Origin of the sequence: Streptomyces sp. NPDC002825 (genome assembly GCF_040295385.1) — a bacterium.
Lineage (GTDB): Bacteria > Actinomycetota > Actinomycetes > Streptomycetales > Streptomycetaceae > Streptomyces.
On the sequence record NZ_JBEOVH010000002.1, the window covers coordinates 163,338 to 189,527 of the forward strand.

Sequence of the window (26,190 nt, forward strand, 5' to 3'; positions counted from 1 at the left end):
GCTCGTCCAGCGCCAGTGCGGCCCACCTGTGTCGTCGGGCTGTGAAGGAACCCGGCGTGTGAGGGTGCGTTCGTCGTCGTTGGGTGCCACTCTTGGAGAGCGTCTGTCTCTGCTTGCGGCGCGCGCAGCCGGATCCCCGCGAGCCCGGGCTCGACACTCCAGGCGTTCGGGGGCCATCCGATCGGCGTGGCCGAGTGGCGTCGTTCCGCCCTGGACGGGAGGGCCTCGTGATCATCAGTCACAGCGTCGACGGAGACATCCTTCGTGTCACCCTCGATCGCGACCTGGACATCACCAACCGCGCTGCGGTCGCGCTTGCGCTCCAGGCCCTGATCCAGGCCCACCGTCCCAAGCAGGTGCTCGTGGATGTCCCGCTGACCGAGCCCTCACCCGCGACTCTGAGCGCTCTCGTTCGCACCCACCGGATGTGCAGGAGCGTCGGCGTCGACTTCGTACTCACCGGGCTCGGGGCTGACGCTCAGCGGCTCCTGGACGCCGGCGTCTCCTGAGCGGCCGACATCCAGCGGCACGTATGGGTGGCGCTCGGGGAGGGGCCGAACGGGGTTCTTCGAGGGACTGATCGGGACCTCACGGCCCGGTCCCCGGCTCGTATCGTGAGATGAGCGGGGCGAAAGACCCCTCGCCTCGCCCCTGGCATTCGGGTCCTCCACAGGCACGAGAAGTGTTCTGGGAAAGGGAGGGAACAGTGGGAGCACTGGTCACCCCTGTCGCCCGGCCTCAGGGGCTCTACGACCGTGAGGCCGAGTGGGAGCGGCTTGTCGCGTTCATCGACGATCCGCGTCCCGGGCCCGCGATCGGTGTCGTCACCGGTCCGCGAGGGCATGGCAAGTCGTTTCTTCTCAAGGCTTTGGCCCGTGCGACGGGCGGGTTCTATTTCAGCGGCCAGGAGGCCGCTCAGGCCGAAACCCTGCGCGCGCTCGCCGAGCGGTACGCGCGCCATGCCGGTCTCGCGCGGGCGCCTGAATGGACGGGGTGGCGGGACGCGCTGCTTACGCTGGCGGTCTCGGGGCGCGGACCGGCGGCGCTGGTCGTCATCGACGGATTTCCCGAAGTCGTACGGCAGAGCCCAGGGCTCCCTGCCACGATCAACGAGGTGTGCCATCAGCTGGACGACAGCCCAGGCAGTACCTCCCGGCTCCGGCTGCTGCTCTGCGGCAGTACGACACCGGTGATGAGCAGACTGCTCAGCGCCGCCGACAGGTGGGTGGACCAGGTCGTGGAGGTGGCACCGCTGGACTTCCGGCAGGCGCGGGAGCTGTGGGCGATCCAGGACCTCGTGCTCGCGTTGCGCGTGCATGCCGTCGTCGGTGGCAGCGCGGCCTTCCGCTTCGATCCCGCGGGCGACCGGCCCCCGGCCGGTTTCGCCGACTTCGACCGGTGGATACAAGAGCGGGTGCTCAGCCCGCGGCTGCCGTTGTTCTGGAAGGCCGGGCACATCCTGGACGGTGTACCGGACAGCTGGGACGTCGCCTCATGCCACTCCACCGTGGCCGCGCTCGCCGCCGGGCGCACCACCCCCGGGGAGATCGCCGGCTTCCTCGACCGGCCGGCGACGGACGTGCCACACATTCTGTCCCACCTCGAAGCACGCGGCCTGGTACACGGCGAGCCCGATGCCTTCCAGCCGGGGCTGATCCACTACCGCATCACCGAACCGCTGCTGGCCTTCGACCACGCCGTGATCCGCCCGCACCGTCCGGAACTCGTCGACGCGGATGTCACGGAGATCGACGAGATCTGGCGGCAGGCCCGGGCCGTGTTCGAAAGAGACGTGGCGGGCCCGCACTTCGCTCGGATCTGCCGGGAGTGGGCGGTCCGGTACGCCCCGGCGGAGCTCTTCGGAGACGCGCCGGAATCCGCGTTGTCCGGCTCCTTGCCCCACACCGGCGGTGAGCCGGCGAGCATCGACGTCGTGGTGCGCGGCGAGCAAGGCCGCCGTCCCGGTCCGCTGCTGTCGATCGGCTTGGTCTCCTGGTCGCACCCCATGGACACGCCCCACCTCGAACGGCTGCGCGACCATCGGGCGCACCTCGCCGCTCTCGGCGAGGACACCGGCCGGACCCGCTTCGTCTGCTACTCGGCTGCCGGGTTCAGCCCGGGACTCCGGCAGGCCGAGGTGAACGGGGACGTGCTCCTCGTATCACCCGAGCAGCTGTACGGCGACGGACCGTGGCCGTACACAGCGGAGGAAGGAGGACGCCCGTGAACGACTCGGCACAGCCGTCCCGAACGAGGGAGACCAGGCCCAAGGGCCGGTCTGACCGACGGGAATTCCCGGGCGGCGTGCTTCCCGCACCGAGCTTGGCGGCGTATCCACCAGCTAAGACGATCAGGGTACGTCCCAGGCGCCCCGTGCACACCATTCGTGTGAGCGCGCTGTTCCTCTGACGATCCGGGATCGCTCCGGAAGGAGCAGGCAACCATCCATGACGGAGGGGGCGGAAGGAGGAGACGGCCATGACGACCGCACGCGAGATCATGCACACCGGCGCCGTCTGCGTGAAGGAGGACGAGACCCTCGTGGACGCCGCGCAGCGTATGAGCGAACTCGGCATCGGCGCCCTGCCCATCTGCGGGCCGGACGATCGGCTCCACGGAATGATCACCGACCGCGACATCGTGGTGAAGTGCCTCGCCAAGGACAAGGACCCGCGCCACATGACGGCCGGACACCTCGCCCAGGGCAAGCCGATCACCGTGGACGCGGACGCCGACAGCGAGCAGGTGCTCCGGACGATGCGGGAGCACCGTATCCGCCGGGTCCCCGTGATCGACGACCACCGGCTCGTCGGCATGATCAGCGAAGCGGACCTCGCCAGGCACCTGGACGAGCAGCAGGTCGGGAAGTTCGTCGAGGCCGTCTGCACCTGACACGACTGCGGCACACGACCACTGCCGGTAGGGAGGGCGGCTGGTCCCCGGTGGGAACGAGGGATACGGGGGCCAGCCCCGACCGTGCTTGGCACGCAAGCTGAGCCACTGGCTTCGGGCTGTGGCGATCGATTCGCGTCGCCGGTCCCCCGCATCACGATCATCCGCCGGTCGGTCGCCCTGTGGCCGTCGAGCGTCGCTGGGATGAGGTTTGAGCATGAAGGGCTGAGCGGAGGAGCGTCGTGAGTGGGCTGATGATCGTGGGAGTGGACGGCTCGGCTTCGAGCCTTGGCGCCGTGGAGGCGGCGGCCAGGGAGGCCCGGTGGCGAGACGCGGAGCTGCGGATCGTGCACGCCTTCCACTGGCCGGTGGCGCGTGTGCCGTTGTGGCAGGCCCTCCCGCCGCCGACCCAGGACGAGATCCAGAGGATGGTCGAGGGCCTGGTCACCACAGCGGTGGAACGAGCCAGGACGGTGGCGCCGTCGGTGGACGTCACCCATGTCGTGGTGTCGGGAGCGCCGGTGACGGTCCTTGAGGCACAGTCGCGCGCGGCGGAACTGGTGGTCGTCGGATCCCGGGGCATGGGAGGGTTCGTCGGACTGATGGTGGGCTCCACGGCGCTGCACCTCGCGGCACACGGCCGATGTCCCGTGCTCGTCGTGCGGGACCAGTCGGAGCCGGCCGGGCCGATCGTCCTGGGGGCAGACGGCTCCCGGGCCGGGGCGGCGGCGGTGGACTTCGCGTTCGCGGAGGCCGCGCTGCGCGGCGTCGGCCTCGTCGCCCTGCACGCCTGGACCACGTGGAACGCACCCGTGCCTCCGCCGCAGGATCCCGCCGAACCGTACGCGAGCGGTCCGGGCATGCTCGCCCAGGCCGAGGAGCGTCTGCTCGCCGAGGCGCTCGCGGGGCACCCGGAGAGGTACCCGGAGGTCCCGGTCGAGCTCCGCGTGGTGCACGGTCCCACGCGCGAGGCTCTGATCGAGGCAAGCGGCGCCGCGCAGCTCCTGGTCGTCGGCGCACGGGGACGCGGTGGCTTCGCGGGCCTGCTGCTCGGCTCGGTGAGCCAGGCGGCGCTGCACCACGCGCACTGCCCCGTCGCCGTGGTGCGACAGCCCGGGGCCCGCTGAACGGCAAACTTTCGGCCGCGGTTTCGGCGACCGGCGCGAACCGGGCCTGCTCCCGCTCGCCGTCGTGCTTTCACGCTGTGACCTCCGCGCTTCCGGGCGCTCGACGACCTGTGCCAGCTGCTGGCCACAGCCATCCGGTTCCGTTCAGGTAGGGACTCGCCATTTGGGCGATGGGAAGTCTGTCGGTGATTCGGCCGTGGTACTCGAACACACCGCGATTCCAACCAGGGCAGTTGGGCCTCAACAGGCCCGTCCACGGCATGATCCGCCGGGCAGGTCCTGGGCATCCATCAGCACCCCGGCACCGTCAGCGTCCCTGAATGGCGACTGGCAGTCGCCGTCCGGACCACCGAACTGGGCACGGTGTGGCCAGAACCGGGGAGACCTCGGCTGTTTCCCAGTGCAGGAGACTTGCTGGGCCATGCAGTGGGACGATCGTGCCCCCGGCGCGCTGTTCCGGGCGGATGCCCCTCGACGACGATGTGGTCTCCGGCTTCGGCGTTCGTCTCACGCTCCTCGACGTCCGGGCCCACCCTCGGGTCGCGCTGCCGATGGCGAGACGATGGTCCGGCCGATGCGGGGCCTCCGGATCGTCGCCCCGGACCGCCAGGCTCGACGCCAGGACGTTCCGTCCCCCGCAGCGACTTGTTGATGAGGTTCACCTCGAAGGGGCCCGGTGACCTGCCGCGCCAGCCGGGGAGCTCCCGGTGCCGGGTGCGAATGGACCACTTCGCCTTCGTGGAGTCGATAGTCGACCGGCTGCACGACGGGACCGCTGCCGGTCGACGGCGCGATGCGGCCGATCCCGCCGGGCGCCGGCTTCCCCAGCACTCCTCTCCGGAAGATCCTTCGGGACGGGACGTGCTGGCGAGGGGCACGGCCGGGCGCTCTCCGGGCTCACCGCCCAGGGGTTCCCAGCGGACGCGCCGCGTGCCGCAGCCCGCCGAGTGAGCATCACGGCGTCGACGGCACCGGCCGACGACTGCACCTACCCCACGTACCCCGGCGCCATGTCGCCCGGTCTGCCAGGTCCCTGCGACCGAGACCGAGGAGTTGCCAGCGCCGGGCCACTCGTCGGCCGATGTCTCCGAGTGACCCGGCGGTGATCGGTACTCCCGCCGCCTGCGCACTTCATGAACACCATTCCCTCAGTGAGGGGCCGGACGGCGCCGCGACGAGCGGACAGACCGCGTCCGGTGGGTCGGATCCGTGGCGGTCATCCGTGCAGGGGCGGTTCGTTGGCGTCGGCGTCGGCCATGCCGGAGCGCAGCAGCTGGTGGCCGAGGTCGACCAGGGCGCGTCCGGCCGCGTATTCGTCGCCGATCTCCGGGGCGGGCGGGTCGTGCGGGTTGCGGTGGGCTTCGGTGTGGCTCTCCAGCCGGTTGTCACCGGTGTCGAGGACGGCGTGCACCTTTGTGGCGTCGCCCTCCTCGAAGAGGTCCACGCGCAGGGTCCACGTCTTGGTTCGCATCGGCGTGTTCGTCGTCTGCTCGTTCATGTCCAGTCCTGTCCTCTGAGGGGGCCGGTGAGGGTTCCGTCCCGGGGGTGGGTGAGTCCTGCCCGGGGCAGCCGCCCGCTGTCGTGACCGTCGGTGTGGTGACCGCTGGTGCGGTCGTCGCGGAGCTCCTTTCCCGGCCGACGAAGCGGGTCAGGGCCCAGGCGCTTCGAGTAACTGGGCGGGGAAGACGATGGTGGAGTTCTTCTCGGCGGCGATCTCGGCGAGGATCTGCGGGTTCTGCGACTGCAGGACGACGCGGTTGCCGACGATGACGTCGGTCACCGTGCGCGGGGCGACCTTCGACATCCGGTCCGTCAGCGGGCACTTGAACCGGCTCTCGGGGTCGAGCACCCCGCGCCGCCGGCCCAGCCGCAACACCACCCCGCGCTCGTACGGCCACACCATCGCGACGACCCGATCCGACACGGGAACCACCTTCTTCGCCCCGAGCCCGTACCCCCAGTGTGACCGCGGCCGAGACTGTTGGACATGGGCCGCCCGGCCCAACGCGAGACAGCGGTCGGACGCAGTCCCCGGGCGCCGCCGACTCAGTCGCCGTCCGCCGTGGTTTGGCGGTGGCGCCCGTCCCGTTCCGCCCGCTCGCGGACGAATGGTGGGGCACCAGTTACCGCGAGTGGGCAGCCGGGGGTATGGCGGATTCACCGAGCCGCCTTCGGGCCTGGTCATCGGGGCAGTGACGGGGTCGTTCCGCCTTGGCACTGGGTGGGGGCGGGCGTATCGTGGAAATTGGCCTGCAGGGCGAGCGAGGGAGTTCGACCGGATGGCCCCGGGTGATGGGCGGAAGCTCCGCGCGGGGCGTTGGTCGACGGTCGGGCTGAGAGGCTGGAAGGTCTGTGAGACCGGAAGGCGACCTCCATCACCTGATCCGGACAATGCCGGCGAAGGGAGCCCACCTTGCAGGTTTCCGTCTGACCGCACGACACCGCTGCGAGACGTGATCAGCCACGCGACAGCGAAGAAGGGACCGCGGAGCGCCCGGAGTGGGCGCGCCGGTTGACATGTGGTCCGCGTCCGCGCGCTCTGCCCTGATCGGTCCTGACGCCGCCCCTGTAGCTCATGGGGACCTCGATTCCTGAGCGGTTCTTCGGATTCGATCCCGACGCCTCGGGCTCGTCGCGAACGGGCGCGCCCACCACGGGAGCCTGACATGGGAACCACGACGTCGGTCAACGACGACATCCTGAGGACCCTGTGCGAGACCCCGGGGCCGATCGCCTCGGTGTATCTGCAACTGGAGCCCCGCCCGCAGCGGGAGGACGACGCAAGGCTTCGCTGGCGCACCCTTGCACGGCAGTTGTCGGACTCCGGTGCCGATGACGACACGATTGCCGCGCTGACGCGGCGTGTCGAGGCGGCACTCCCCGGAACCGGGATGCTCGCGGCCTTCGCGGCCGCCGGCGAGCTGCGCCACTCCACGATCCTGCCCGGCGACGGACACGGGGATCTCGCCGTTCACGCGCCCCTGCCGCACCTGGCACCGCTCCTGGAGTGGCGCCAGGAACACCCGGCACGCGTCCTTGCCGTGGTCGACCGCACCGGAGCCGACCTGTCGGCGTACCCGCGCGGAGACACCGAGCCGCTACGGCGCACCGTGACCGGACCCGATGACGAGATCGAGCGCAACGCGCCCGGAGGCATGTCGCAGGGCCGTTTCCAGCGGAGGGCGGAGGATTCCTGGGAGCACAACGCCGTCAGCGCGGCTGAGGCCCTGACAGGCGCCGTGTCGCGGGTCTCCGCCCGCCTCGTGCTGCTCGCCGGGGACGTCCGCGCTCTGCAACTGCTCACCAAGCACCTGCCCGACCGCATCCGGCGGCAGGTCTCCCTGCGCCACGTCAGCGGTGGACGCGCACCGGACGGGTCCGCCCGCATCCGGGAGGAGCAGATCGAGGCCGAGACCCACCGCGCGGCGGACGAGCAGACGAAGGACCTGCTGCGACGGTTCGCCGAGGAGAGGTCTCCGGTAGGCCGGGCCGTCGAGGGCGTCCGCCCCACACTCAGCGCGCTCGCGGAGAGCCGCGTGGAGACCCTCGTCCTCGTCGACGAGCCGGACGACCGGCGTACCGCGTGGTTCGGCGAGGCCGCTTCAGCTGTGTCGGATCGCCGCCCCACGCCGTCCCCCGCCGGCGGCCCCGTGATCCGCGGCCCGCTGGCCGACGTGGCGGTCCGCTCGGCCGTGCTGTCCGGGGCGGACGTACGCGTCCTGAGTCCCGATGCCGCCGGCGCCCCGGCCCACGGCATCGGGGCGCTGTGCCGCAGCGTGTGACCACCGCACGGCGAGGAAAGAAGGATCTCCTCAAGCACCCCGGACAAGCGGAGGACGACTACGGTCGCCCGGCCGCCCGCGCGTTGCCGTGCGCACATGGTCCTCCGGTCAGCGGGAAGGCGGGGCCGTACCTGGTGACACCGCACTCGTGAGGAGCGGACCGGGGACACCCCGTCCGCTCCTCACGCGTGCAAGGTGTGATTCAGTCCTCCGTGATCTCGACATGCCGAGGCTTGGCGGCTTGGGCCTTGGGGACGGTCACGGTCAGCACGCCGTCGGCCAGGTTCGCCTTGACCTCCTCGGCCTTGACCTCGACGGGCAGCAACGCCCGGTACTCGAAACGGCCCGTGCGGCGCGTACCCCGGCGCAGGACGCCTTCACGCTCGCGTTCCTTGAACTCACCCGTGACGCCCAATTCCCGGCCGCTGACCTCGACGTCGATGTCCTCTCGCTTGATGCCCGGCAGCTCCGCCTCGACCACGTAGGCGTCGTCCGTCTCGTGCATGTCGGCCAGCGGCGACCAGATGCCGGAGACGGCGGGTGCCATGCTGGCTGCCTCCAGGAAACGGCCCATCCGCTCGAAGAGGTCATCGATCTCGGATGCGGCGGGCTCTCCCCAGCTCAGCGTGGGGAACGTCCGTTCCAGAAGCCGAGTCGGCCGGTGATGTACGGGCAGGGTCATCGCGGTTCACCTCCGCGAAACGACGATTGTCAGGACTACTTCCATGCTGCGCGTCGTCGTCGCGCCGATCCAATCGGCGGACCTGTCAGCCCCCGGCAAGGGCCGTTCGGCCCCTGCGAGTCTCGCGGATCGAAGGAAGACTGGACGACGAGTGAGAGCTGGTGGCCGGAGCCGAGCTCCCGGGACTGGGGGCGTCGATGGGACCCGCGTACGGCGGGTCCCCGGCCCCCGCACGTGGGATGAAGAGTCCCCGGCGGCCCGGTCGGCTCACGAATTCCTGCTTGATCGGGAGATGCAGGAACGGGTCGGCCACGCGAACTCCTCCTCGTAGCGGAGGTCATCATGAAGCGAATGGCGCCACAACCCGTCGTGGACGTGCAGGTGGACACCCGGGGTGATGTGTCCGCCGAGGACGCCGCATACGCCCGGGACAAGGTGCGGGCCGTGTTCGGCCAGGCACCGGGACCTGTGCTCTTCGCCCGGGTGAAGCTGACCAGGTACGCGAACCCGGCGATGGAACGCCCCGTGACCGCACAGGCCAATCTGGACGTCAACGGCAAGCCCGCTCGCGCACACGTGGCGGGCATCAACGCGACGGAAGCGGCCGACCTCCTGCGGGACCGGCTCGAAGCCGTGCTGGCGGGGATGGCAGAGCACTGGGAGGCCCGGCGCGGCCGGACACATCCGCCAGGGAGCGAGCGCCCATGGCGGCACGGCGACGAGCCCACCCACCGCCCCGGCTACTTCCCGCGCCCGGTCGAGGAACGGGAGGTCGTGCGGCACAAGGCGTTCGCCCTGGCCTTCGAGTCGCCGGACGAGGCGGCCGACGACCTGGAGCGGCTGGACTACGGCTTCCAGCTGTTCACCGACGCCGGATCGGGCGAGGACAGCGTCCTGTATCGCACGGACCCGGAGGGATACCGGCTGGCGCAGGTGCATCCGCGGCCAGACCTGATCGGCCCGGTCGCCGTGCCGCTGACCCTCAGCCCGGCTGCTGCCCCGCGCATGAGCGTCACGGAGGCGAAGGAGCGCCTGGACGTCACCGGCTGGCCGTTCGTGTTCTTCGCCGACGCCGGCACCGGCCGCGGGAACGTCCTCTACCACCGCTATGACGGCCACTACGGCCTCATCACCCCTACCGCCCGCGAGCCGTCACCCACAGCCACCTGAACGGGACGAGCCACCGTGCCGTCCCGGGCGCGGACGACATGACCGCATCTGGAGAGATCGCCATGACAGAGCGTGAGAAGTTCGCAGCGGGCGCCGAGGCTCGCCGTGCCGTACCCCGGCACGGCTGGCGTCCCGACGAGCAGCAGCGGCAGGACGCCCTGCTGCGTTACGTCGGCGCGCTCGCGAACGTGTCCACCGCCAAGAAGGCCCGGCCCGCTGCCCAGGCACCCCGTACCGCCCTCCTCGTACGTGACCTGATGACCGCGCCTGCGCCGTCGGTCGCTGGAGACACCAACCTGCCCGGCATCGTCCGGGCGCTGTCGGAGCACGCGACGGGGTCGCTGCCCGTCGCCGACACCGACGGCCGGGTCATGGGCGTGGTGTCCGAGGCCGATCTGCTCGCCGTGGTCGCCGCACGAACGCACCGGCCCAGCGCGGCGAGCCAGGTGCGGGAGACCAGGCCGACGGCCGAGCCGGGCGAGGAGACGGCTGAGACCCTCATGACCAGCCCCGCCGTCACCGTCCAGCCGGACATGACGGTCTCCGAGGCCGCCTGGCTGGTGGCCCTCTCCCGTCTCAAGCGCGTTCCCGTGGCGGAGCCGGATGGGCGGCTCGTGGGCACCGTTCACCGGCACACCCTGCTGGACGCCCTGCTCGGGGTCGACGCGACCCTCGTCGAGGGCGTGCGGGGCCGCATCAGGCACGTGTTCCCCGAGGCCGCCGACACGGTGGAGGTCACGGTCCAGCAGGGAATGGCCCGCCTCCGTGGCTCCGTGACGGGCGACGTAGGGGCGCGGTTGCTCGCCGAGGTGAAAGGGCTCGACCCGGTGCGCGATGTGATCGACGAGCTGACCGTACGGGACGGATGAGCGCCGGTGGGCGCGGGGGAGCGGCGGACACGGGGTTACAGAGCGTGCTCTTCGGTGAGGGGTACACCGTGCGGTTCCCCCACCCCGCCGTATGGCCCACGTGACGTGACTGGTGGGTTCGGGCATAGGGGATTTCTCCCGTCCACGCAGCGAACCGCAGGGCCGTTCCGGCCGGAGTGCGCAGGACGTGCGCGTCGTGACGTCGAGACCCCTGTTGCCGGTCGGGCGGTCTCTCCGGTCGGGCACGTGCGGTGACCCGAGGAGGGAAGTGGCCCGCGGCGGTTCGCCCGTGCCGACAGCGGAGAGGGCGTTGATCCTTGAAGTGGGACGCCCACCCGCGATCCACCCTCCTCTGCGCATCCGGGAACCGCCAAGGGAGCCGTCCGTTGATCACATCAGTCCACTTCTCAGGTCGGCATCTGTCGCGCTCGGCGAAATCGGGCCCTCCGCGTGAGCCGCCCAAGCCGTCGGGGCCCTCGCCGAAGCCCTCCTGGACGCGCTGGCTGCTGCCCGTCGCCACATTGGCCGTACTGCTCGTAGTCCTGCTGCGAGTCCCCTCCTCTCCTCCCCGCAAGGGGCGAAGCTGTCGTACAGCGACTTCCTCGGCAAAGTGGTCGTCGGGCAGGTCAAGACGGTCGACATCGACGACAAGGGCGCGGTCAGCGGCACGCTCAAGGACGGCAAGAAGTTCACCACACGCATCCCGACCGCCCTGGACAACAGTCGCCTCGATCAGCAGCTGCAGTCCGCGAAGGTGGAGATCATCGCGTCCAGGAGCGGCGGCAGCCCCTGGGTGACCCTGCTGGTGCTGTTCCTGCCCGTGCTGGCCATCGGCGGGCTGTTCCTCTGGGCCGGCCGCAGAGCGGCCGGGACCCTGACCGGAGGCTTCGGCGCCATCGGCCGGGCCCGTGCCAAGATCATCGAGACGGAGCGCCCGACGACCCGCTTCGCGGACGTGGCCGGCTACCAGGGCGTCAAGCAGGAGATCGGCGAGATCGTCGACTTCCTTCGCAACCCCGAGCGCTACGCCGCCGCCGGTGCCGAAGGACCGCGCGGCGTGATCATGGTCGGTCCGCCGGGCACCGGCAAGACCCTGATCGCCCGCGCGGTGGCCGGCGAGGCGGAAGTCCCGTTCCTGTCGGTGACCGGTTCCGCGTTCGTCGAGATGTTCGTCGGCGTCGGCGCCTCCCGCGTGCGAGACCTCTTCACCGAAGCGCGCAAACGGGCACCCTCGATCATCTTCATCGACGAGATCGACGCCGTCGGCAGCCGCCGTGGCGCGGGTGCCCGGCTGGGAGGCAACGACGAACGCGAGCAGACCCTCAACCAGCTCCTGGCCGAGATGGACGGCTTCGACCAGTCCGCGGGCATCGTGGTCCTGGCCGCCACCAACCGCCCCGAATCCCTGGACCCCGCGCTGCTGCGCCCCGGCCGCTTCGACCGGCACGTGACGGTGCCGCTGCCCAACCAGGCCGAGCGGGCGGCCATCCTGGCCGTCCACGGCCGCGGCAAGACCATGGCGCCCGACGTCGGCTGGGACACGGTCGCCAGGGCCACGCCGGGCTTCTCCGGCGCCGATCTGGCCAACCTGGTCAACGAAGCGGCCATCAACGCCGTCCGGGACGGCCGTGCCGTCATCGAGGCCCGGGATCTCGACGACGCCCGCGACCGGCTCCTGCTCGGGCGGCGGGAATCCACCAACGCGCTGCTCCCCGAGGAACGGCGCGCCGTCGCCGTCCACGAGTCCGGACACGCGCTCGTGGCGGCACTGTGCGAGCACGCCGACCCCGTCGCCAAGGTCACCATCCTCCCCTCCGGGCCCGCGCTGGGCGCCACCGAGCAGCTCCCCGAAGCCGAACGGCACCTGTACAGCGAGGGTTACCTGACCGACCTGCTCGCCGTCCGGCTCGGCGGACGGGCCGCCGAACTGGTCGTCTTCGGCGAGGGCTCGACCGGCGCCGCCGACGATCTGGCCGGCGCCACCCAGATCGCCGTCCGCATGGTCCGCGAATTCGGCCTGTCCTCGGCCCTCGGCCCCGTCGGGTACGGATCCGGCGCTCCCCGCTACCTCGGCGGCGACAGCACCGAGGACGCGTTGCTGCGGCCCTACTCCGAGCAGACGCAACGCGTCATCGACAAGGAGACCACCCGCCTGGTGCGCCAGGCCGAGGAACGCGCCACGGCCCTGCTGCGTGACCACCGCGAGGCGCTCGACGCCCTGGCCGACCTCCTCACCGCCCGCGAGACCGTCGACGGGTCCGTGGTCCTGGAGGTACTCCGGCAACGCCGGCACGACGGTCACCACCCCGCAGCGGGCGACCACGATGCGGCGGCCGGGGCGACCCGCGATGAGCAGGACCGGCCTACCGCGTAAGGCCGACGTGATGGTCGCCCGTTCGGTATCGGCTGCGAGCACGGGCCCCGCTGTGTCTGCCGTGTCTGCCGTGGCGCCGGAACCGAGGGGCCGAGGGAGCCGATGACGCCACCGTGGGCGTCGTCGCCGATGTGGCGGCACGGACGAGGCGGTTACCCGCCTGGCCGGAGTCGCGACCCCGCATGGAGCCGTGGTCCGTCAGCCGTGCGGCAGGGGAGCCTGCTGCCCACCCCGGAGGGGTTCGGGGATCTTCCTGGCGGCATCCACCACGGCCGCCAGGTCCGAAAGCTGCTGGGTGAGCTGCCAGAAGAGGTCGTCGAACGAGACCACGCCGACCAGCCGGCCCTCAGCCACCACCGGAAGGTGGCGCACCCGCGCCGACCGCATGACGAGAAGAGCGACCGCGACGGCCGCTTCGGGGTCCACGGTCACCGGGGCAGCGGACATGACCTCCTCCACCCTGGTCTGCGGGGACAGTCCGTCGGCCATGGCCCGTACGACCAGATCGCGGTCGGTGACGATGCCCACCACCCGGTCGTCGTCGACCACGGGCAGCGCCCCGACGCCCGCACGGGCCATGTGCTGTGCCGCCTCCTCGATGGAGGTCGTAGGAGGCACGCTGGCCGGCGGTGTACTCATCACGTAATGGATTTGCACGGTCTGATCCCTGCCTTTGAAAGCGGGCCCCCGGCCCCCGTCGCCGCCGACGTCGTCACTGACGGACGCCCACAGGTAACGAACTTTGTGTGCTGGCCCGCGAGCAGTGCGTGGCCTCCCCGAGAGGTACTCCGTCAGAACTCCATTCTCGCGTCGACCGCACCACAACGCACTGGGGGATCCCGGTGGAGCCGACGCGCGTGCCCCTCTCCGTGGCCCTCCCCGGCCGTCCGGAGGGACCGTTTCGCTCACTCGGCGCACTACCACGATTCGGAACGGGTCGTTGATCCGGGCGTGGCGAGTGGGAGACAGCCCGTCTCGAACGAGGTCCGCCAGAAAGTTGGCCCCACGGGATACGCGGATCTACGGGAGGGGCTGCAACGTGCATTGGCGCGCAGCGAGGCCGCGTTCGTGCGGCGTCTGGGCGTTGCGGCTGTGAGCAGCCAGGACGGCGGGGTGGACCCCGACAGCGAGGACGGCGGCGCACCACGGTGACCGCGGCTTCCGCGGCGGTGCGCGACCGTGCCCTGCTGGGGCGAGCATGGAAGTACGGGGCATCGCGTCCACTGTGTTCCTCGGGGACGAGGAGGTCGGATCGTGTTGTTCATGGATCGTCGTGAGGCCGGCCGGCAGTTGGCCGGCCGGCTGGGACACCTCAAGGGAGCCGAGGTGGTGGTGCTGGGTCTGCCCCGTGGCGGAGTTCCGGTCGCCGCGGAGGTCGCCGACGCTCTGGGCGCGCCGCTGGATGTCTGTCTGGTGCGGAAACTGGGCGTGCCCTTCCAGCCGGAGCTGGGCATGGGAGCGATCGGTGAGGGCGGTGTGCGCGTGATCAACGATGACGTGGTGCGCGCGGCGCAGGTCACCTCCGATGAGCTGGGCCAGGTCGAGGCCCGTGAGCGGGAGGTGCTGGAGAGCCGGGCCAGGCGCTACAGGGGCGGGCGGGCACCGATCGGGCTTGAGGGCCGTACGGCGCTGGTGGTCGACGACGGGGTGGCCACGGGGTCGACGGCGCGTGCGGCCTGTCAGATCGCCCGCGCCCGCGGGGCCGCACGGATCGTGCTGGCGGTCCCCGTGGCACCTTATGACTGGACGGCCCGGCTGGGCAGGGAGGCCGACGAGTTCGTATGTGTGCACACCCCGCGGAACTTCTATGCGATCGGACAGTTCTACGTCGACTTCTCCCAGACCGACGACGACGAGGTCGTCGCCTGCCTGGAGGAGGCGATCGCCCGCCCGCTGAGCACCCGCCGCGCTGGGCCGCGTCCCGCCGTGTCGGAGGACAGGGAGGCGGATGTGCGGGCTGGAGCCGTGGTGCTGCGCGGGCGGTTGACGGTGCCCGCGGGCGCGAGGGGCATCGTCGTGTTCGCGCACGGCAGCGGCAGCAGCCGGCACAGCCCGCGCAACCGGTTCGTGGCGGCCGGACTCAACCGCGCCGGTCTTGGCACGCTGCTGTTCGACCTGCTCACCGAGTCGGAAGAGGCCAACCGGGCCAATGTCTTCGACACCGGCCTGCTCGCCCGGCGCCTGGCGGACGCCACTGAATGGCTGCGCGGACAGCCCGAGGCCGACGGGCGCGCCGCCGGGTACTTCGGCGCCAGCACCGGCGCGGCCGCCGCGCTGTGGGCAGCCGCCGAGCCGGGCGCGCGGATCGCCGCGGTCGTCTCCCGGGGCGGCAGGCCCGACCTGGCCGGGCCACGGCTGCCGGCGGTGACGGCGCCGACGCTCCTGATCGTCGGCGGCCACGACCAGCTCGTGCTCGACCTCAATCAGCAAGCACAGGCCCGGCTGCGCTGTGAAAGCAGGCTCGCGGTCGTGCCCGGCGCGACCCACCTCTTCGAGGAGCCCGGCGCCCTGGAGAAGGTCACCGCTCTGGCACGCGACTGGTTCACCGACCACATGGCCCCGGCCGCTCACACAGCGGCCTGAGGCTCTGAACCCGAACGCGTGCTCCGGACACGGGCGGTGCTCAGTTGCAGAGGACGACTCCCCGACCTCGTACGGGAACACGCCTGGGGCACGCGAGGCGAGATGAAGACCCAGGGGAGCCGAGCCGTCGCAGAAGGCCACGACAGCTTTCGGCGTCAAGTGTGTGAGAGGTGTGGAGTAGGCCCCGATGAACGCCCTGCTTGAGATCGACGGAGCGGCCTGCTCCGGATCGGGCATGATCGTGCGCCAGGCGATGGCCTACGCGGCCGTGACGCGCACCCCGGTTCATCTGCGCCACGTCCGGGCGCGCAGAGCGCGGCCCGGGCTGCGACGTCAGCACCTCTGCGCGGTCGAGGCGGTCCGCACGCTGGTCGGCGGAACGGTTGCGGGGGCGTCGCTGGGCTCGCGGGAGTTCACCTTCTATCCGGCCGATGAGACACCGCGAGGGCGGTACGCGTTCGACGTGGGGACGGCCGGGTCAGCCACGGCGCTGTCGCTCGCGCTGCTGCCCGTCATCGCCGAGGCGCACGAGCCGGTCCAAGTCGAACTGACCGGCGGGCTGTTCCAGGAACGAGCGCCCTCCGCCTTCCACCTCCAGCACGTGCTCGCACCGCTGCTCGGCCGTATGGGTCTCACCGTCACGGTCACCCTGGTCCGGCCCGGATATCCGCCGAGCGGCGGGGGTGTGCTGCGGCTCCGGGTACGGCCCGACGGACCGCTCGCGCCCCTGGAGGCCGAGCGGTTTGGGCCGGTGCGATCGGTGTGGGGGATCGCCCTCGCCTCCCACCTGCGCGAACGCTCGGTGAGCCGGCGGATGGCGGACAGCGCCCGCGAGGTCTTCGCCCGGGCCGGACACGAAGCCCGAATCGAGGAACGCGACGACACGGGTGCCCTCCAGCCAGGCGCCGGGATCGCCGTGTTCGCCGACCTGACGGGCGGGTGGCGGCTCGGAGCGGACGGGGCCGGAGTCCGCGGACGCCCGGCCGAGAGGATCGGGCACGCCACCGCCGCGCGCCTGCTGCAGGACCTGCGAACCGGTGCGGTACTGGACCGCTATGCCTCCGACCAGATCATCCCGTTCGCCGCGCTGGCCCGAGGACGCAGCCGGCTGCGCCTGGCCGGAGTCACCGACCACGTACGCACAGGGATCTGGCTGACGAACCTCTTCGGCGTGGCACGGGCGAGCCTGGACGGACGCCTCCTCGTCGTCGAGGGCGGCAGCCCCGGAGACCCGGCGACGCAAAGGCGTGAGCCCTACTGATGGTGCGCGTGCGGGACGACGATGACAGGGCAGTGCGCGTGGTGCAGTACGCCCTGAGTGACGGACCCCAGGAGCATGCCGGTGAAGCCGCCGTGCCCGCGAGTGCCCACGACCAGGCCGAGGGCGTGTTCGGACGCCTCGGTGAGGACCTGCACCGGGTGGCCCCGCACGACCTCGTGATGCAGTTCCACCTCGGGATGGGCGGCGGTACGTCCGGCGACCACCTCCGACAGCAGCCGGCGGCACTCCTGGACGGCCGCGTCCTCATCCAGGACGACTCCGAGCCGCGGAGGATGCCACACGTACAACGCCCGCAGGAGCGCGCCGCGCAGGCCGGCCTCCTCGAAGGCGACGTCGACGGCGGCGGCGGATCGAGGGCTGCCATCGACCCCGACCACGAAGAAGGACGGCTGCTGGGCAGTGTGCTCCGGCTCCGGTACGACCACCACGGGGCAGGGGGCGTGCGCGATGAGCGGCAGAGCGACGGCGGCGGAACTGAACAGCTCCTGGACAGCGCTCAGATGCCAGGAGTCGAGCACGACCGCCGTAGCGTTCTGCGCCTGCTCCCGCAGCACCCATGCCGGATGCCCCTCCGCAAGCAGCCCGGACACCCGCACCCGCGGATGCCGTGACTCGACGAAGGCCACCGCCTCCTCCAGTACGCGGTTCCCCGTCGCATGCAGCGCCTCGTTCCACTCCTCCCAGGTCGGGACCCCGCCCATCGGCCGGTACCCGGGGGTCGGCACGTTCTGCGCGAGAACCAGCAGCAGCGGCAGGCGGCGCCGGTCCGCCTCGTCGGCGGCCCAGACGAGTGCCGTGCGCCTTCCCGGATCGGGGTCGAGGCCGACCACGATCGGGGGACGCCCTTCTTTGTGCTTCATGGCCGTCTCCTCCGGCACGAGGGTGTGTCTACGGGCCCTGGGAGAGCAGGATCACGTGGGCGAGTCGTGCACCGTATGCCGCTCCCTCGGGTGGAACGTCCTCTGAAGGGGCGCTCTCCGGGCCAGCTGTGCCTGCGCCGTTGTTGTCGCGCGGCCATGAGCGAGCACCACCACTCGGGTCGGGCCCGACAAGGCGTGCCTCGCCGGGAAACCGCTCATAGCCAGTAAACAACGGTTGGCGGGAGCCCGCAGCGAGTCAGGATTTCGGGGTGTGTTGCCTGGCTTCCCGATGGCGCGACCGCAGAGGGTGACGTGATACTGGGGCCGCACGTCAATCAGCGGTGACGACGGTGCCGATATCGCGCCCTTCGCAGATTGCCGCCATGGCACCTGGCCTCGCGGCATCGAAGACATGCATGACCAGGCCCTGCTCCTCGGCGAGCACGAAGGCCGCGGTGTCCATCACCTTCACCCTCCGCTCCAGCGCCTCCCGGTAGGTGAGACGCGCGTACCGCTTCGCGTCCGGATGCGTCTTCGGATCGCTGTCGTAGACGCCGTCCACGCCGCGCTTGGCGACCAGCAGCGCATCGACCGACAGCTCCAGGGAGCGCTGCACCGCTGCGTAGTCGGCCGTGACATATGGCTGGCCGGTGCCTCCGGCCAGCAGCACGATGCGGCCGCGCCGCAGGTGCCGGTCCGCACGCAGCCGGATGAACGGCTCGGCGAAGCTCTGCATCGGGACGGCCGTCATCACCCGCACGTCCGGTTCGCCGCGCGCGGTCAGCGCACCTCGCAGCATCAGTGCGTTCATCACCGTGCCGAGCATGCCGATGTCGTCCGCCTCGGCCCTGTCGATACCCCAGCTCCCGGCCAGCCGTCCCCGGAAGAGGTTGCCCCCTCCGACGACCACCGTGGTCTGCACCCCGCGGTCGTGCACCGAGGCGACCTCGTCCGCCAAGTGCGCCAGGCAGGCCGGATCAGTCCCGGCCCCGGCCGCCCCGGCGAACGCCTCGCCGCTGAGCTTGACCACGACACGCGCATAGCGGCCCACGGTTCTTCCTCCCTGCGCCATGGGTGACCCCGCCGCCTGCGGCACGGGCCATGAGGAGGCACCCGGCCATATGGACAGGCACAAGACCATGCTCGGGCGGCGCCCCCAGTCGCGCACCTCGCCCAGTGGACCCCGGCGATCCACCCAGGTGCCTGTGACGCCGTGCGGTGCTGCGGCTGCCGACCGGTTCCGCCCGCCCTAGCATGGAGCCCATAGGGCAGGGAGTGGGAAGCCTTTGAGTTCCTCCCGCGCTGGGCGCGCAGCATGCGACTCGACGGGCGCCGCCCGCACCCCGTCACTCCTGAATGAGCGGACCGCTCTCAGTACCGGCCACGGCACCGCCGAGGCGTGCCCATCGTCCCATGTGGCGCAGGGGAGTCACGCACGACCGGAAGGGGAAGACCCATGCCCGAGACCACCCACCACCCCGACTTCGAGCACGCCATCCACACCGCGAACATCTGGCTGAAAGCGGTCTCGGAAGCCCTGGGCACTGAGGACCGCCACGCCGCTCACAGGGTCCTGCGGGCCTGGCTGCACACGCTCCGCGACCGGCTCACCGTCGATGTGGCCGCCCACTTCGCCGCCCAGCTCCCCGACCTGTTGCGGGGCGCCTACTACGACGGCTGGGATCCCAGCACCGTACCGGTCAAGTATGACCGTGAAGGGTACGTCGACCGCTTCGTCCAGGAGGCCAAGGTCACCGCCGAGGAAGTGCCCCGGATCGCTCCCGTCGTCACCGGCGTCGTACGCGAACACGTTTCGCCCGGACACCTGGAGGCGGCACTGGAGCAACTGCCGCACGACATCCAGGCGATCCTCCTTCAGCCGACCGGCTGACCGGTGGTGCGGGGTCGTGCCTGCCCGCATGGCGTCAACTGTGCGGAAGCCAAAGCCACGTGAGCTCTGCCCATGGGGTGACTCCCGTTTGAAGGCGAGCCCTGGGGATGAGTCAGTCCTCGGCCTCCTCACACCGAGCGTGTCACAGCTCGCCAGAGGTTCGTTCTCGATGTCGGGGGAGCTGTCCGGTCGTACAGGCGGGCAACCGAAGCCTGGCCCACATGACTGAGGAAGCGATCGTGGAAGAGCAGGAGGAGGTTCTGGCGCGGACGGTCGGCTCGGTGATGCGCCCCGAGGTGGTCACGGTCGATGTCGGTGAGACGGTGCTCGTGGCGTGGGAGTTGTTGCAGCGGTCGGGTTCCCGTCATCTGCCGGTGGTGCGTCCGGACGGTCGTTGTGCCGGCTTGCTGGAGAGGGCTGATGTGGCAGTTGTGTGTGGGGCTCCCGCCGTTTCGTTGTCGGAGGTGCGGGTGGATGAGCTCCTTCGGGGTCACGGGCCGGCGCTCGTGCACGTGGAGCAGACCGTGCGTCACGCGGTCGACCTGATGACGTACACCGAATCCGACGCCCTTCCAGTGCTGGGTGAAGACGGGCGTCTTGCCGGGGTGCTGACGGCTGCTGACATCGTCGTGGCCCTCGCCGGCCACCCGGTGCGGAAGGAGCCGGTGGACCGTCGGCCGCAGGCCGGCACGGTGTTGCCCGGGCTGCCGCCTCGGCGGGGCTACCGTGGCACGGCTGTTCCCTGACCGCCGGGGGCGACGCGCGAGGGAGGCGAGGCGTGGACGGTGCGGCCGCACGCGGTGGGTATCGCGGTGTTCCGCATACGGCGGACCTGCGGGTGGAGGCGTGGGCCCCCACGCGCGAGGAGTGCCTGGGGCAGGCGGTGCGAGGGGTCTGCGCTTCGTTCCTGGACGTGTCCGGGGCGACCGTCGTCCGCCGGCGGGAGGTCGACGTGCGGGCGGACCGGGACGAGGACGTGCTGGTCGCCCTGCTGGAGGAGGTCGTCTACCGGCTCGACACGGAGGGCGAGGTCCCGGTCGACGTTGAACTGGCCCCCGTCGACGGCGGCGTGAGGGGCGTTCTGTGGATGGCCGACGCAGGGTCGCTGCCCGTGACGGGTGCCGCGCCGAAGGCCGTCACGCTGCACGATCTGGCCGTGACGCGAGGGACGGACGGCTGGACGTGCGCGGTGACGCTCGATGTGTGACTCCCCGCCCTGCCCGGGAGATACGTTCGCGCCTCAGCCTGCTCGCTCCTTGCGTAGGAACCGGCGCAGCCGCCGAAGGGGCCAGGTGTTGATCACGTCGTCGGGGCTGAGCCAGCCGCGCTGGGCCGTGCCGACGCCGTAGCGGAGGTACGCGAGCTGCGGGAGGGAGTGGGCGTCGGTGTCGACGGCGAACTTCACCCCGTACCCCCGGGCACGGAGGATGTCCTCGTCGCCGAGGTCGAGGCGGTCGGGCTGGGCGTTGATCTCCAGGGCCGTTCCGGTGCGCGCGCACGCCGCGAAGACCTCGTCGAGGTCGACGTCGATTTCGGGCCGTTTGCCGATCAGCCGGGTGGTGGGGTGGCCGATGACGTGGACGTGGGGGTTCTCGCAGGCGCGTACGAGCCGCCGGGTCATCGCTTTCCGGTCGAGGCCGAAGTGGGAGTGCACCGAGGCCACGCAGATGTCGAAGCCCCGGAGGAACTCGTCGGGCCAGTCCACGTCCCCGTCCGGGCCGATGTTGAGCTCGGTGCCGTGCAGCAGCCGCATCCTGTGGTGCCTGCCGTCCAGGGCCCGTACGTGCTCGCGCTGGGCGAGGACCTTCTCGTCGGTCATGCGCTGCATGGCGAGGTCGGGTGCGTGGTCGGTGACCGCGTAGTAGGCGTAGCCGCGCGCTGCGGCCGCCTTCACCATGTCCTCCAGCGGGGTGAGGCCGTCGGTGAGGTCGGTGTGGGTGTGCAGGTCGCCCTTGATGTCGTGCTCGGTGACCACCTCGGGCAGCTCGCCGCGGAGCGCCGCTTCGATCTCGCCCCGGTCCTCGCGGAGCGTGGGCGGGATCCAGGGGAGGCCGAGCCGGGCGTACACCTCTTCCTCGGTCCGCGAGGCGATCTTCTCCCCGCTCTCCGTCTCGAACAGCCCGTACTCGGAGAGCTTCAGCCCCGCGTGGACGGCGATGGTTCGGGTGTGGATGTTGTGCGCCTTCGAGCCGGTGAAGTACTGGAGGGCGGCGCCCCACGCGTCCGGACGCACCACGCGCAGGTCGACCTGGATGCCGTCGGCGGTGCGGACGGAGGTCTTCTTGGCGCCGTGGACGAGGACCTCCGCGGTGGCGGGCAGTTCACGGAGGGCGTCCATGAACGGGGCCGAGCGGTCGGCGGCGACGAGGATGTCGAGGTCGCCGATGGTCTCCTTCATGCGGCGCAGCGACCCCGCGTAGGTGCAGTCCTGACAACCCGTGATCCCGGACAGGACGGTGACGATGTCCTCGGCGGCCTCCATGGCGGCGCTGAGCAGGATCCGCCCGCCTGCCTGCCGCATGAGGGCGATGCCGTGCAGGATGTTCGCCTCGGTCTTCTCCCCGAAGCCCCTCAGGTCGCGCAGCTTCTCCGCCGCGATGGCGTCGGCCAGCTCGTCCACGGAGGAGATGTGCAGCTCCTCGTAGAGCGCCATGGCCTTCTTCGGGCCGAGGGTGGGGATGGTGATGAGCTGCCGCACCCCGGCCGGAATCCTCGCCCGCCGCTCCTCGACCACCGCGACCTTGCCGGTGCGGAAGTACTCGACGACCTTGTCGGCGATGGACTTGCCGACGCCCGGGATCTCCCGCAATCCGGCGGCGTCGAGGTGGGAGACGTCGGTGGGGTGGCCGCCGATCGCGCGGGCCGCCTTCTCGTAGGCGCGCGCCTTGAACGCCTCGCCTCCGGTGATGGCGATGAGGTCCGCGTACTCCTGAAGGAGCGCCTCGACCTCTTCGTTGGGCCGGACCACGTCTTCCAGTCTAGGAACCGGGCCCTCGCCCAGTCCAGGAACCGGGCCCTCATCCAGTCCAGGAACCGGGCTCTCGCCGCGCTCCCGGTGCGCGAAGCCGTGACGCCGAGGGTCTACTGGAAGTCAGGGGCCCGGGAAGGGACCACGGCATGGACATCACTCTGGTGGAAGAGACGCCGTTCCGTTTCCGCGTCGAGCGACAGGGCGCGATGCGGGTCCCCGGCGTCGTCTTCGCGACGAGGGAGCTTCTGCCGCAGGCGACCGGGGACAAGGCGCTGGAGCAGGTCGTGAACGTGGCGACCCTGCCGGGTATCGTCCGCGCTTCGTACGCCATGCCCGACGTGCACTGGGGGTACGGGTTCCCGATCGGCGGGGTGGCCGCCACGGACATCGACGTCGGCGGAGTGATCTCGCCCGGCGGCGTCGGGTTCGACATCTCCTGCGGCGTCCGGCTGCTCGCCGCCGGCATCGACCGTGACCCGCTCGCTCCCCGGATACGGCGCCTGATGGACATCCTCGGCGACACCGTCCCGCGCGGCCTGGGGCCCGGCGGACTGTGGAAGCTGTCCGGGCGCTCGCTGGAGGGACTCATGGTCGGCGGAGCCGCGTACGCGGTCGAGCACGGCCGGGGCGTGCCCCGCGACCTGGAGCGCTGCGAGGACGGCGGGACGCTGGCGGGGGCGGATCCGTCGCAGGTCGGCCAGCGGGCGGTGGACCGGGGGCTGCGGCAGGTGGGCAGCCTGGGGTCGGCCAATCACTTCCTGGAGGTGCAGGCCGTGGAGCGGGTGTACGACGAGACCGCCGCGGCCGCCTTCGGGCTGCACGCCGGCCAGGTGTGCGTCATGATCCACTGCGGTTCACGCGGCCTGGGACACCAGGTGTGCAGCGACCACGTCCGCGTGATGGACCAGTCCCTGCGCTCCTTCGGCATCGAGCTGCCGGACCGGCAGCTGGCCTGCGCGCCCGCCGTCTCCACCCCGGGCCGCGCCTATCTCGGGGCGATGGCCGCCGCCGCCAACTACGGGCGCGCCAATCGGCAGTTGCTCACCGAGGCCGCGCGCCACGCGTTCACCGTCGCCACGGGGGCGGGTCTGGACCTCGTCTACGACGTCTCGCACAACATGGCGAAGATCGAGACCCACGAGGTGGACGGGGTACGGCGCCGGCTGTGCGTGCACCGCAAGGGCGCCACCCGGGCCCTGCCGCCCGGCCACCCGGACCTGCCCGACGACCTGGCGGAGGCCGGGCAGCCGGTCCTGGTGCCCGGCACGATGGGAACCGCCTCGTACGTGATGGCCGGCACCGCCGGCAACGACGCCTTCTGGTCCTCCGCCCACGGCGCCGGCCGCGTCTGGAGCCGTCACCAGGCACTGCGCCGGGTCCGCGGCGAGGAACTGCACGGCGAGCTGGAGTCGCACGGCATCGCGGTCCGGCCGAAGTCCTGGCGTGCGCTCGCCGAGGAGGCGCCCGACGCCTACAAGGACGTCGACGCCGTGGCCGCCGCCACGGAAGGCGCGGGGCTCGCCCGGCTGGTCGCCCGCCTGGTGCCGCTCGGGGTCGTCAAGGGATGACGGGCAGGAGATCCACGACGTGTCCCAGCGGTGTCCCTGTGGGCACGGACACCGCCGGATGGCTTATCGCTTCGGAGACCCTCATCGACAAGCCCCTACAGCCCCTGGGAAAGCAGCAGTTCGTGTGCCAGTCGGGCGCCGCGCGCCGCCTGCTTCTTCATCTCGGTGTCCTCTGAAGGGATTTCCTCCAGCCCTTCGGCCAGTGCTTTGACGGCCTGGGCCAGGACCTGCACCTGGTTCTCCAGAGTGCGGAGCCGCTCGTGCTCGTTCGGGACGATGCTCTCGGACATCACGTCTCCTTTCGCGGGGAACGGGAGTGGGCTCTCCCGGTCGGTGGGGGTGAGTCGTGCGTGGGCTCGGACAGGGGCGGTCGCAGCGGTGTCTTCGCTGCTAGGCAGTGTCCTGGCGATCACGAGCGGAGCCAGATGACGAGCGCGGCTGCGGTAACGGTTCCGAGGTAGACGTAGCCGCGCTTGTCGAACCTGGTTGCAACCGCGCGGAAGGTCTTCAGTTTGTTGATCGCCCGTTCGACGGTGTTGCGCTTCTTGTAGCGGTCCTTGTCGAAACCGGGCGGTCGGCCCCCGGAGCTGCCGCGTCGGACCCGGTTGGCTGCCTGGTCGGCCTTCTCCGGGATGACGTGCCGGATTCCGCGTCTGCGCAGGTAGCGGCGAGTGCGGCGGTTGCTGTAGCCCTTGTCAGCACTGACGCTGTCCGGCTTCGTACGTGGCCGGCCGCCGGCCAGCCGGGGCACGCAGATCCGGTCCATGACCGCCTCGAACTGGGTGCAGTCGGCGCACTGTCCGGGCGTGATGACCAGCGAGAGCACCCGGCAGCGGCCGTCCGCGCTCAGGTGGATCTTGGTGGTGAACCCGCCGCGCGAGCGGCCGAGCGCCTCGCCTCCCTCACCACCTCCGCCAGCCGGTCGATCACTTCCGCCCGAACCCGAGCGGCTCTGACCGCCTGGGCGGAGCCCCCTTTGATGGCGGGCGGCGGAGCGTGCCGGGCGCCGGCGGCGTGGTGGTGTGCGCGCACGGACGTCGAGTCGACCGAGACGTCCCAGTCGATCTCGCCGGCCGCGTCCGCCTCGGCTTGGATCCGCCGCAGGAGCATCTCCCACGTTCCGTCCGCCGACCAGCGGCGATGCCGCTCGTGCACCGTCTTCCACGGTCCGTACCGCTCCGGCAGATCGCGCCAGTGCACGCCCGTGCGGATCCGGTACAGCACCCCGTTCACGACCTGGCGGTGGTCCCGCCACCTGCCACAGCGCCCATTGCTGACCGGTAGAAGCGGCTTCAGCCGCTCCCACTGAGTATCCGTCAAGTCGCCTCTGTCTCCCACGGTCCTATCAACGACGGGACTCTCGTCGGAGCGACTTCCAACCCCCGGCGATGCTCGGTACTGACGGCTGAATACGGTGGAGGGGCCCGGTTGAATGAGAGGACGCGAAGACGTGGATGTGTATGAGGCCGTGGACAGTCGCCGGGCCGTGCGGGCGTTCAGCGATGAGCCCGTGCCCAAGGAGGTGCTCAAACGAGTGCTGACCGCAGCGACGCGGGCTCCGTCCAGCGGGAACCTCCAGCCGTGGCATCTGTACGTCGTGACCGGTGAACCCTTGGCGGAACTCAAGCGGACCGCGACAGCCAGGGCACTGGCGGGGGACCCGGGCGACGAGCGTGAGTACCCGATGTACCCGGACGGCCTGGCCTCGCCGTATCTCGACCGCTTTGCTGCCGCCGCCGCCCAGCGGTACGAATCGCTGGGGATCGAGCGCGACGACCCAGACCGGCCCAGGAAGATCGCCACCTTGAACTCGGAGGCGTTCGGAGCGCCGGCCGTCCTGTTCTGCTACCTCGACCGGACGATGGGGCCCGGACAGTGGGCTGACGCGGGGATGTACCTGCAGACGGTCATGCTGTTGTTGAGGGCCGAGGGGCTGCACAGCTGCCCCCAGGTGATGTGGACCGTGTACCGGGAGACTGTCAGCCGGGCAGTCGGAGCCGATGACGGACTCGTGCTGTTCTGCGGCGTCTCAGTGGGGTTCGAGAAGGAAGGCGTGCCGCAACTGCGCACCGTGCGGGCGGACATGACGGAAACAGTGAGCTTCATCGGAGTGTGACCGTTGGACGGCCGAGATCGACA

24 protein-coding genes are annotated in these 26,190 nt (G+C 71.0%); 15 read left to right on the forward strand and 9 right to left on the reverse strand.

Annotation, left to right across the window (positions count from 1 at the left end; all coding sequences use genetic code 11):
• Window positions 1–227 precede the first annotated feature (227 nt).
• The 4 genes from ABT041_RS03125 to ABT041_RS03140 all read left to right on the forward strand — a co-directional run bounded on the left by ABT041_RS03125 (window position 228) and on the right by ABT041_RS03140 (window position 4,019).
• A complete protein-coding gene (locus tag ABT041_RS03125) occupies window positions 228–509 on the forward strand; it encodes a hypothetical protein (protein ID WP_351178070.1) in 282 nt (93 codons plus the stop codon).
• Window positions 510–706: 197 nt separating this feature from the next.
• Window positions 707–2,227 (forward strand): AAA family ATPase, encoded by a 1,521-nt coding sequence (locus tag ABT041_RS03130; RefSeq protein WP_351178073.1) that lies wholly within the window; start codon window positions 707–709, stop codon window positions 2,225–2,227.
• A 251-nt stretch (window positions 2,228–2,478) separates the two neighbouring features.
• A complete protein-coding gene (locus ABT041_RS03135; RefSeq protein WP_351178076.1) occupies window positions 2,479–2,892 on the forward strand; it encodes a CBS domain-containing protein in 414 nt (137 codons plus the stop codon).
• A 242-nt stretch (window positions 2,893–3,134) separates the two neighbouring features.
• Window positions 3,135–4,019 carry a universal stress protein gene (locus ABT041_RS03140; RefSeq protein ID WP_351178079.1) on the forward strand — a complete coding sequence of 295 codons (885 nt, stop codon included), beginning with the start codon at window positions 3,135–3,137 and terminating at the stop codon, window positions 4,017–4,019.
• 1,216 nt (window positions 4,020–5,235) lie between these two features.
• On the opposite strand, the gene ABT041_RS03145 is transcribed toward ABT041_RS03140, so the two are convergent.
• Together ABT041_RS03145 and ABT041_RS03150 are read right to left on the reverse strand one after the other, a co-directional pair.
• A complete protein-coding gene (locus ABT041_RS03145; RefSeq protein ID WP_351178082.1) occupies window positions 5,236–5,517 on the reverse strand; it encodes a dsRBD fold-containing protein in 282 nt (93 codons plus the stop codon).
• A 150-nt stretch (window positions 5,518–5,667) separates the two neighbouring features.
• Complete coding sequence (locus ABT041_RS03150; RefSeq protein WP_351178085.1) at window positions 5,668–5,943, reverse strand: hypothetical protein; 276 nt, start codon at window positions 5,941–5,943, stop codon at window positions 5,668–5,670.
• A 742-nt stretch (window positions 5,944–6,685) separates the two neighbouring features.
• Between ABT041_RS03150 and ABT041_RS03155 the strand changes: the two genes are divergently transcribed.
• Window positions 6,686–7,801 carry a baeRF2 domain-containing protein gene (locus tag ABT041_RS03155; RefSeq protein ID WP_351178088.1) on the forward strand — a complete coding sequence of 372 codons (1,116 nt, stop codon included), beginning with the start codon at window positions 6,686–6,688 and terminating at the stop codon, window positions 7,799–7,801.
• A gap of 202 nt (window positions 7,802–8,003) precedes the next feature.
• On the opposite strand, the gene ABT041_RS03160 is transcribed toward ABT041_RS03155, so the two are convergent.
• On the reverse strand, window positions 8,004–8,483 hold the full coding sequence (locus ABT041_RS03160) for an Hsp20/alpha crystallin family protein (protein WP_351178091.1): 480 nt from the start codon (window positions 8,481–8,483) through the stop codon (window positions 8,004–8,006).
• A 351-nt stretch (window positions 8,484–8,834) separates the two neighbouring features.
• Between ABT041_RS03160 and ABT041_RS03165 the strand changes: the two genes are divergently transcribed.
• The 3 genes from ABT041_RS03165 to ftsH all read left to right on the forward strand — a co-directional run bounded on the left by ABT041_RS03165 (window position 8,835) and on the right by ftsH (window position 12,896).
• Window positions 8,835–9,653, forward strand: coding sequence for a sigma 54 modulation/S30EA ribosomal C-terminal domain-containing protein (locus ABT041_RS03165; protein ID WP_351178094.1), 819 nt, complete (start codon window positions 8,835–8,837; stop codon window positions 9,651–9,653).
• 62 nt (window positions 9,654–9,715) lie between these two features.
• Window positions 9,716–10,522, forward strand: a complete 807-nt coding sequence (locus tag ABT041_RS03170) for a CBS domain-containing protein (protein WP_351178097.1) — start codon at window positions 9,716–9,718, stop codon at window positions 10,520–10,522.
• A 610-nt stretch (window positions 10,523–11,132) separates the two neighbouring features.
• Window positions 11,133–12,896: an ATP-dependent zinc metalloprotease FtsH gene (ftsH, locus tag ABT041_RS03175; protein ID WP_351178100.1), complete on the forward strand. Its 1,764-nt coding sequence runs from the start codon at window positions 11,133–11,135 to the stop codon at window positions 12,894–12,896.
• 198 nt (window positions 12,897–13,094) lie between these two features.
• Here ftsH and ABT041_RS03180 read toward each other — a convergent pair whose 3' ends face one another.
• Window positions 13,095–13,535 carry a CBS domain-containing protein gene (locus tag ABT041_RS03180; RefSeq protein ID WP_351178103.1) on the reverse strand — a complete coding sequence of 147 codons (441 nt, stop codon included), beginning with the start codon at window positions 13,533–13,535 and terminating at the stop codon, window positions 13,095–13,097.
• A 615-nt stretch (window positions 13,536–14,150) separates the two neighbouring features.
• Here ABT041_RS03180 and ABT041_RS03185 point away from each other — a divergent pair.
• On the forward strand, window positions 14,151–15,479 hold the full coding sequence (locus ABT041_RS03185) for a phosphoribosyltransferase family protein (RefSeq protein ID WP_351178106.1): 1,329 nt from the start codon (window positions 14,151–14,153) through the stop codon (window positions 15,477–15,479).
• Between the two features lie 187 nt (window positions 15,480–15,666).
• Complete coding sequence (rtcA, locus tag ABT041_RS03190; protein WP_351178109.1) at window positions 15,667–16,740, forward strand: RNA 3'-terminal phosphate cyclase; 1,074 nt, start codon at window positions 15,667–15,669, stop codon at window positions 16,738–16,740.
• On the opposite strand, the gene ABT041_RS03195 is transcribed toward rtcA, so the two are convergent.
• Together ABT041_RS03195 and pyrH are read right to left on the reverse strand one after the other, a co-directional pair.
• Complete coding sequence (locus ABT041_RS03195; RefSeq protein WP_351178112.1) at window positions 16,734–17,621, reverse strand: universal stress protein; 888 nt, start codon at window positions 17,619–17,621, stop codon at window positions 16,734–16,736. The two genes, rtcA and ABT041_RS03195, sit on opposite strands and share 7 nt — an antisense overlap.
• A gap of 331 nt (window positions 17,622–17,952) precedes the next feature.
• Entirely contained in the window at window positions 17,953–18,672 is a 720-nt protein-coding gene (pyrH, locus tag ABT041_RS03200) for a UMP kinase (protein WP_351178115.1), read from the reverse strand.
• Between the two features lie 405 nt (window positions 18,673–19,077).
• Between pyrH and ABT041_RS03205 the strand changes: the two genes are divergently transcribed.
• From ABT041_RS03205 to ABT041_RS03215, 3 genes are all read left to right on the forward strand, one after another.
• Window positions 19,078–19,512: a DUF2267 domain-containing protein gene (locus ABT041_RS03205; protein ID WP_351178118.1), complete on the forward strand. Its 435-nt coding sequence runs from the start codon at window positions 19,078–19,080 to the stop codon at window positions 19,510–19,512.
• Window positions 19,513–19,733: 221 nt separating this feature from the next.
• The gene (locus tag ABT041_RS03210; protein ID WP_351178120.1) at window positions 19,734–20,258 is read left to right on the forward strand and encodes a CBS domain-containing protein; all 525 of its coding nucleotides are present in this window, start codon (window positions 19,734–19,736) and stop codon (window positions 20,256–20,258) included.
• A gap of 32 nt (window positions 20,259–20,290) precedes the next feature.
• Complete coding sequence (locus tag ABT041_RS03215; RefSeq protein ID WP_351178123.1) at window positions 20,291–20,719, forward strand: archease; 429 nt, start codon at window positions 20,291–20,293, stop codon at window positions 20,717–20,719.
• Window positions 20,720–20,752: 33 nt separating this feature from the next.
• Here the strand turns inward: ABT041_RS03215 and polX are convergent, their stop codons facing one another.
• On the reverse strand, window positions 20,753–22,480 hold the full coding sequence (polX, locus tag ABT041_RS03220; RefSeq protein WP_351178126.1) for a DNA polymerase/3'-5' exonuclease PolX: 1,728 nt from the start codon (window positions 22,478–22,480) through the stop codon (window positions 20,753–20,755).
• Between the two features lie 149 nt (window positions 22,481–22,629).
• Here polX and ABT041_RS03225 point away from each other — a divergent pair, with 149 nt between their 5' ends.
• Window positions 22,630–24,051: an RtcB family protein gene (locus ABT041_RS03225; protein ID WP_351178129.1), complete on the forward strand. Its 1,422-nt coding sequence runs from the start codon at window positions 22,630–22,632 to the stop codon at window positions 24,049–24,051.
• A gap of 95 nt (window positions 24,052–24,146) precedes the next feature.
• Here the strand turns inward: ABT041_RS03225 and ABT041_RS03230 are convergent, their stop codons facing one another.
• Complete coding sequence (locus tag ABT041_RS03230; RefSeq protein WP_351178132.1) at window positions 24,147–24,341, reverse strand: hypothetical protein; 195 nt, start codon at window positions 24,339–24,341, stop codon at window positions 24,147–24,149.
• Between the two features lie 119 nt (window positions 24,342–24,460).
• Window positions 24,461–25,389 (reverse strand): IS5 family transposase gene (locus tag ABT041_RS03235; protein ID WP_502976346.1). Its coding sequence is split into 2 segments (ribosomal slippage): window positions 24,461–25,051 and window positions 25,054–25,389, totalling 927 coding nucleotides; the frame shifts between segments, so codons are not numbered across the junction.
• 112 nt (window positions 25,390–25,501) lie between these two features.
• Here ABT041_RS03235 and ABT041_RS03240 point away from each other — a divergent pair.
• Window positions 25,502–26,167 (forward strand): nitroreductase, encoded by a 666-nt coding sequence (locus tag ABT041_RS03240; RefSeq protein ID WP_351178830.1) that lies wholly within the window; start codon window positions 25,502–25,504, stop codon window positions 26,165–26,167.
• The last annotated feature ends 23 nt before the right edge of the window (window positions 26,168–26,190 follow it).

Bases quoted from the DNA above. Each gene is read 5' to 3' on its own strand.
- ABT041_RS03205 (WP_351178118.1), top strand. From the start codon at position 19,078: ATGCCCGAGACCACCCACCACCCCGACTTCGAGCACGCCATCCACACC.
- ABT041_RS03155 (WP_351178088.1), top strand. From the start codon at position 6,686: ATGGGAACCACGACGTCGGTCAACGACGACATCCTGAGGACCCTGTGC.
- rtcA (WP_351178109.1), top strand. From the start codon at position 15,667: ATGAACGCCCTGCTTGAGATCGACGGAGCGGCCTGCTCCGGATCGGGC.
- ABT041_RS03230 (WP_351178132.1), bottom strand. From the start codon at position 24,341: ATGTCCGAGAGCATCGTCCCGAACGAGCACGAGCGGCTCCGCACTCTG.
- ABT041_RS03210 (WP_351178120.1), top strand. From the start codon at position 19,734: ATGACTGAGGAAGCGATCGTGGAAGAGCAGGAGGAGGTTCTGGCGCGG.
- ABT041_RS03160 (WP_351178091.1), bottom strand. From the start codon at position 8,483: ATGACCCTGCCCGTACATCACCGGCCGACTCGGCTTCTGGAACGGACG.
- ABT041_RS03145 (WP_351178082.1), bottom strand. From the start codon at position 5,517: ATGAACGAGCAGACGACGAACACGCCGATGCGAACCAAGACGTGGACC.
- ABT041_RS03170 (WP_351178097.1), top strand. From the start codon at position 9,716: ATGACAGAGCGTGAGAAGTTCGCAGCGGGCGCCGAGGCTCGCCGTGCC.
- ABT041_RS03180 (WP_351178103.1), bottom strand. From the start codon at position 13,535: ATGAGTACACCGCCGGCCAGCGTGCCTCCTACGACCTCCATCGAGGAG.
- ABT041_RS03225 (WP_351178129.1), top strand. From the start codon at position 22,630: ATGGACATCACTCTGGTGGAAGAGACGCCGTTCCGTTTCCGCGTCGAG.
- ABT041_RS03135 (WP_351178076.1), top strand. From the start codon at position 2,479: ATGACGACCGCACGCGAGATCATGCACACCGGCGCCGTCTGCGTGAAG.
- ABT041_RS03195 (WP_351178112.1), bottom strand. From the start codon at position 17,621: ATGAAGCACAAAGAAGGGCGTCCCCCGATCGTGGTCGGCCTCGACCCC.
- ABT041_RS03165 (WP_351178094.1), top strand. From the start codon at position 8,835: ATGGCGCCACAACCCGTCGTGGACGTGCAGGTGGACACCCGGGGTGAT.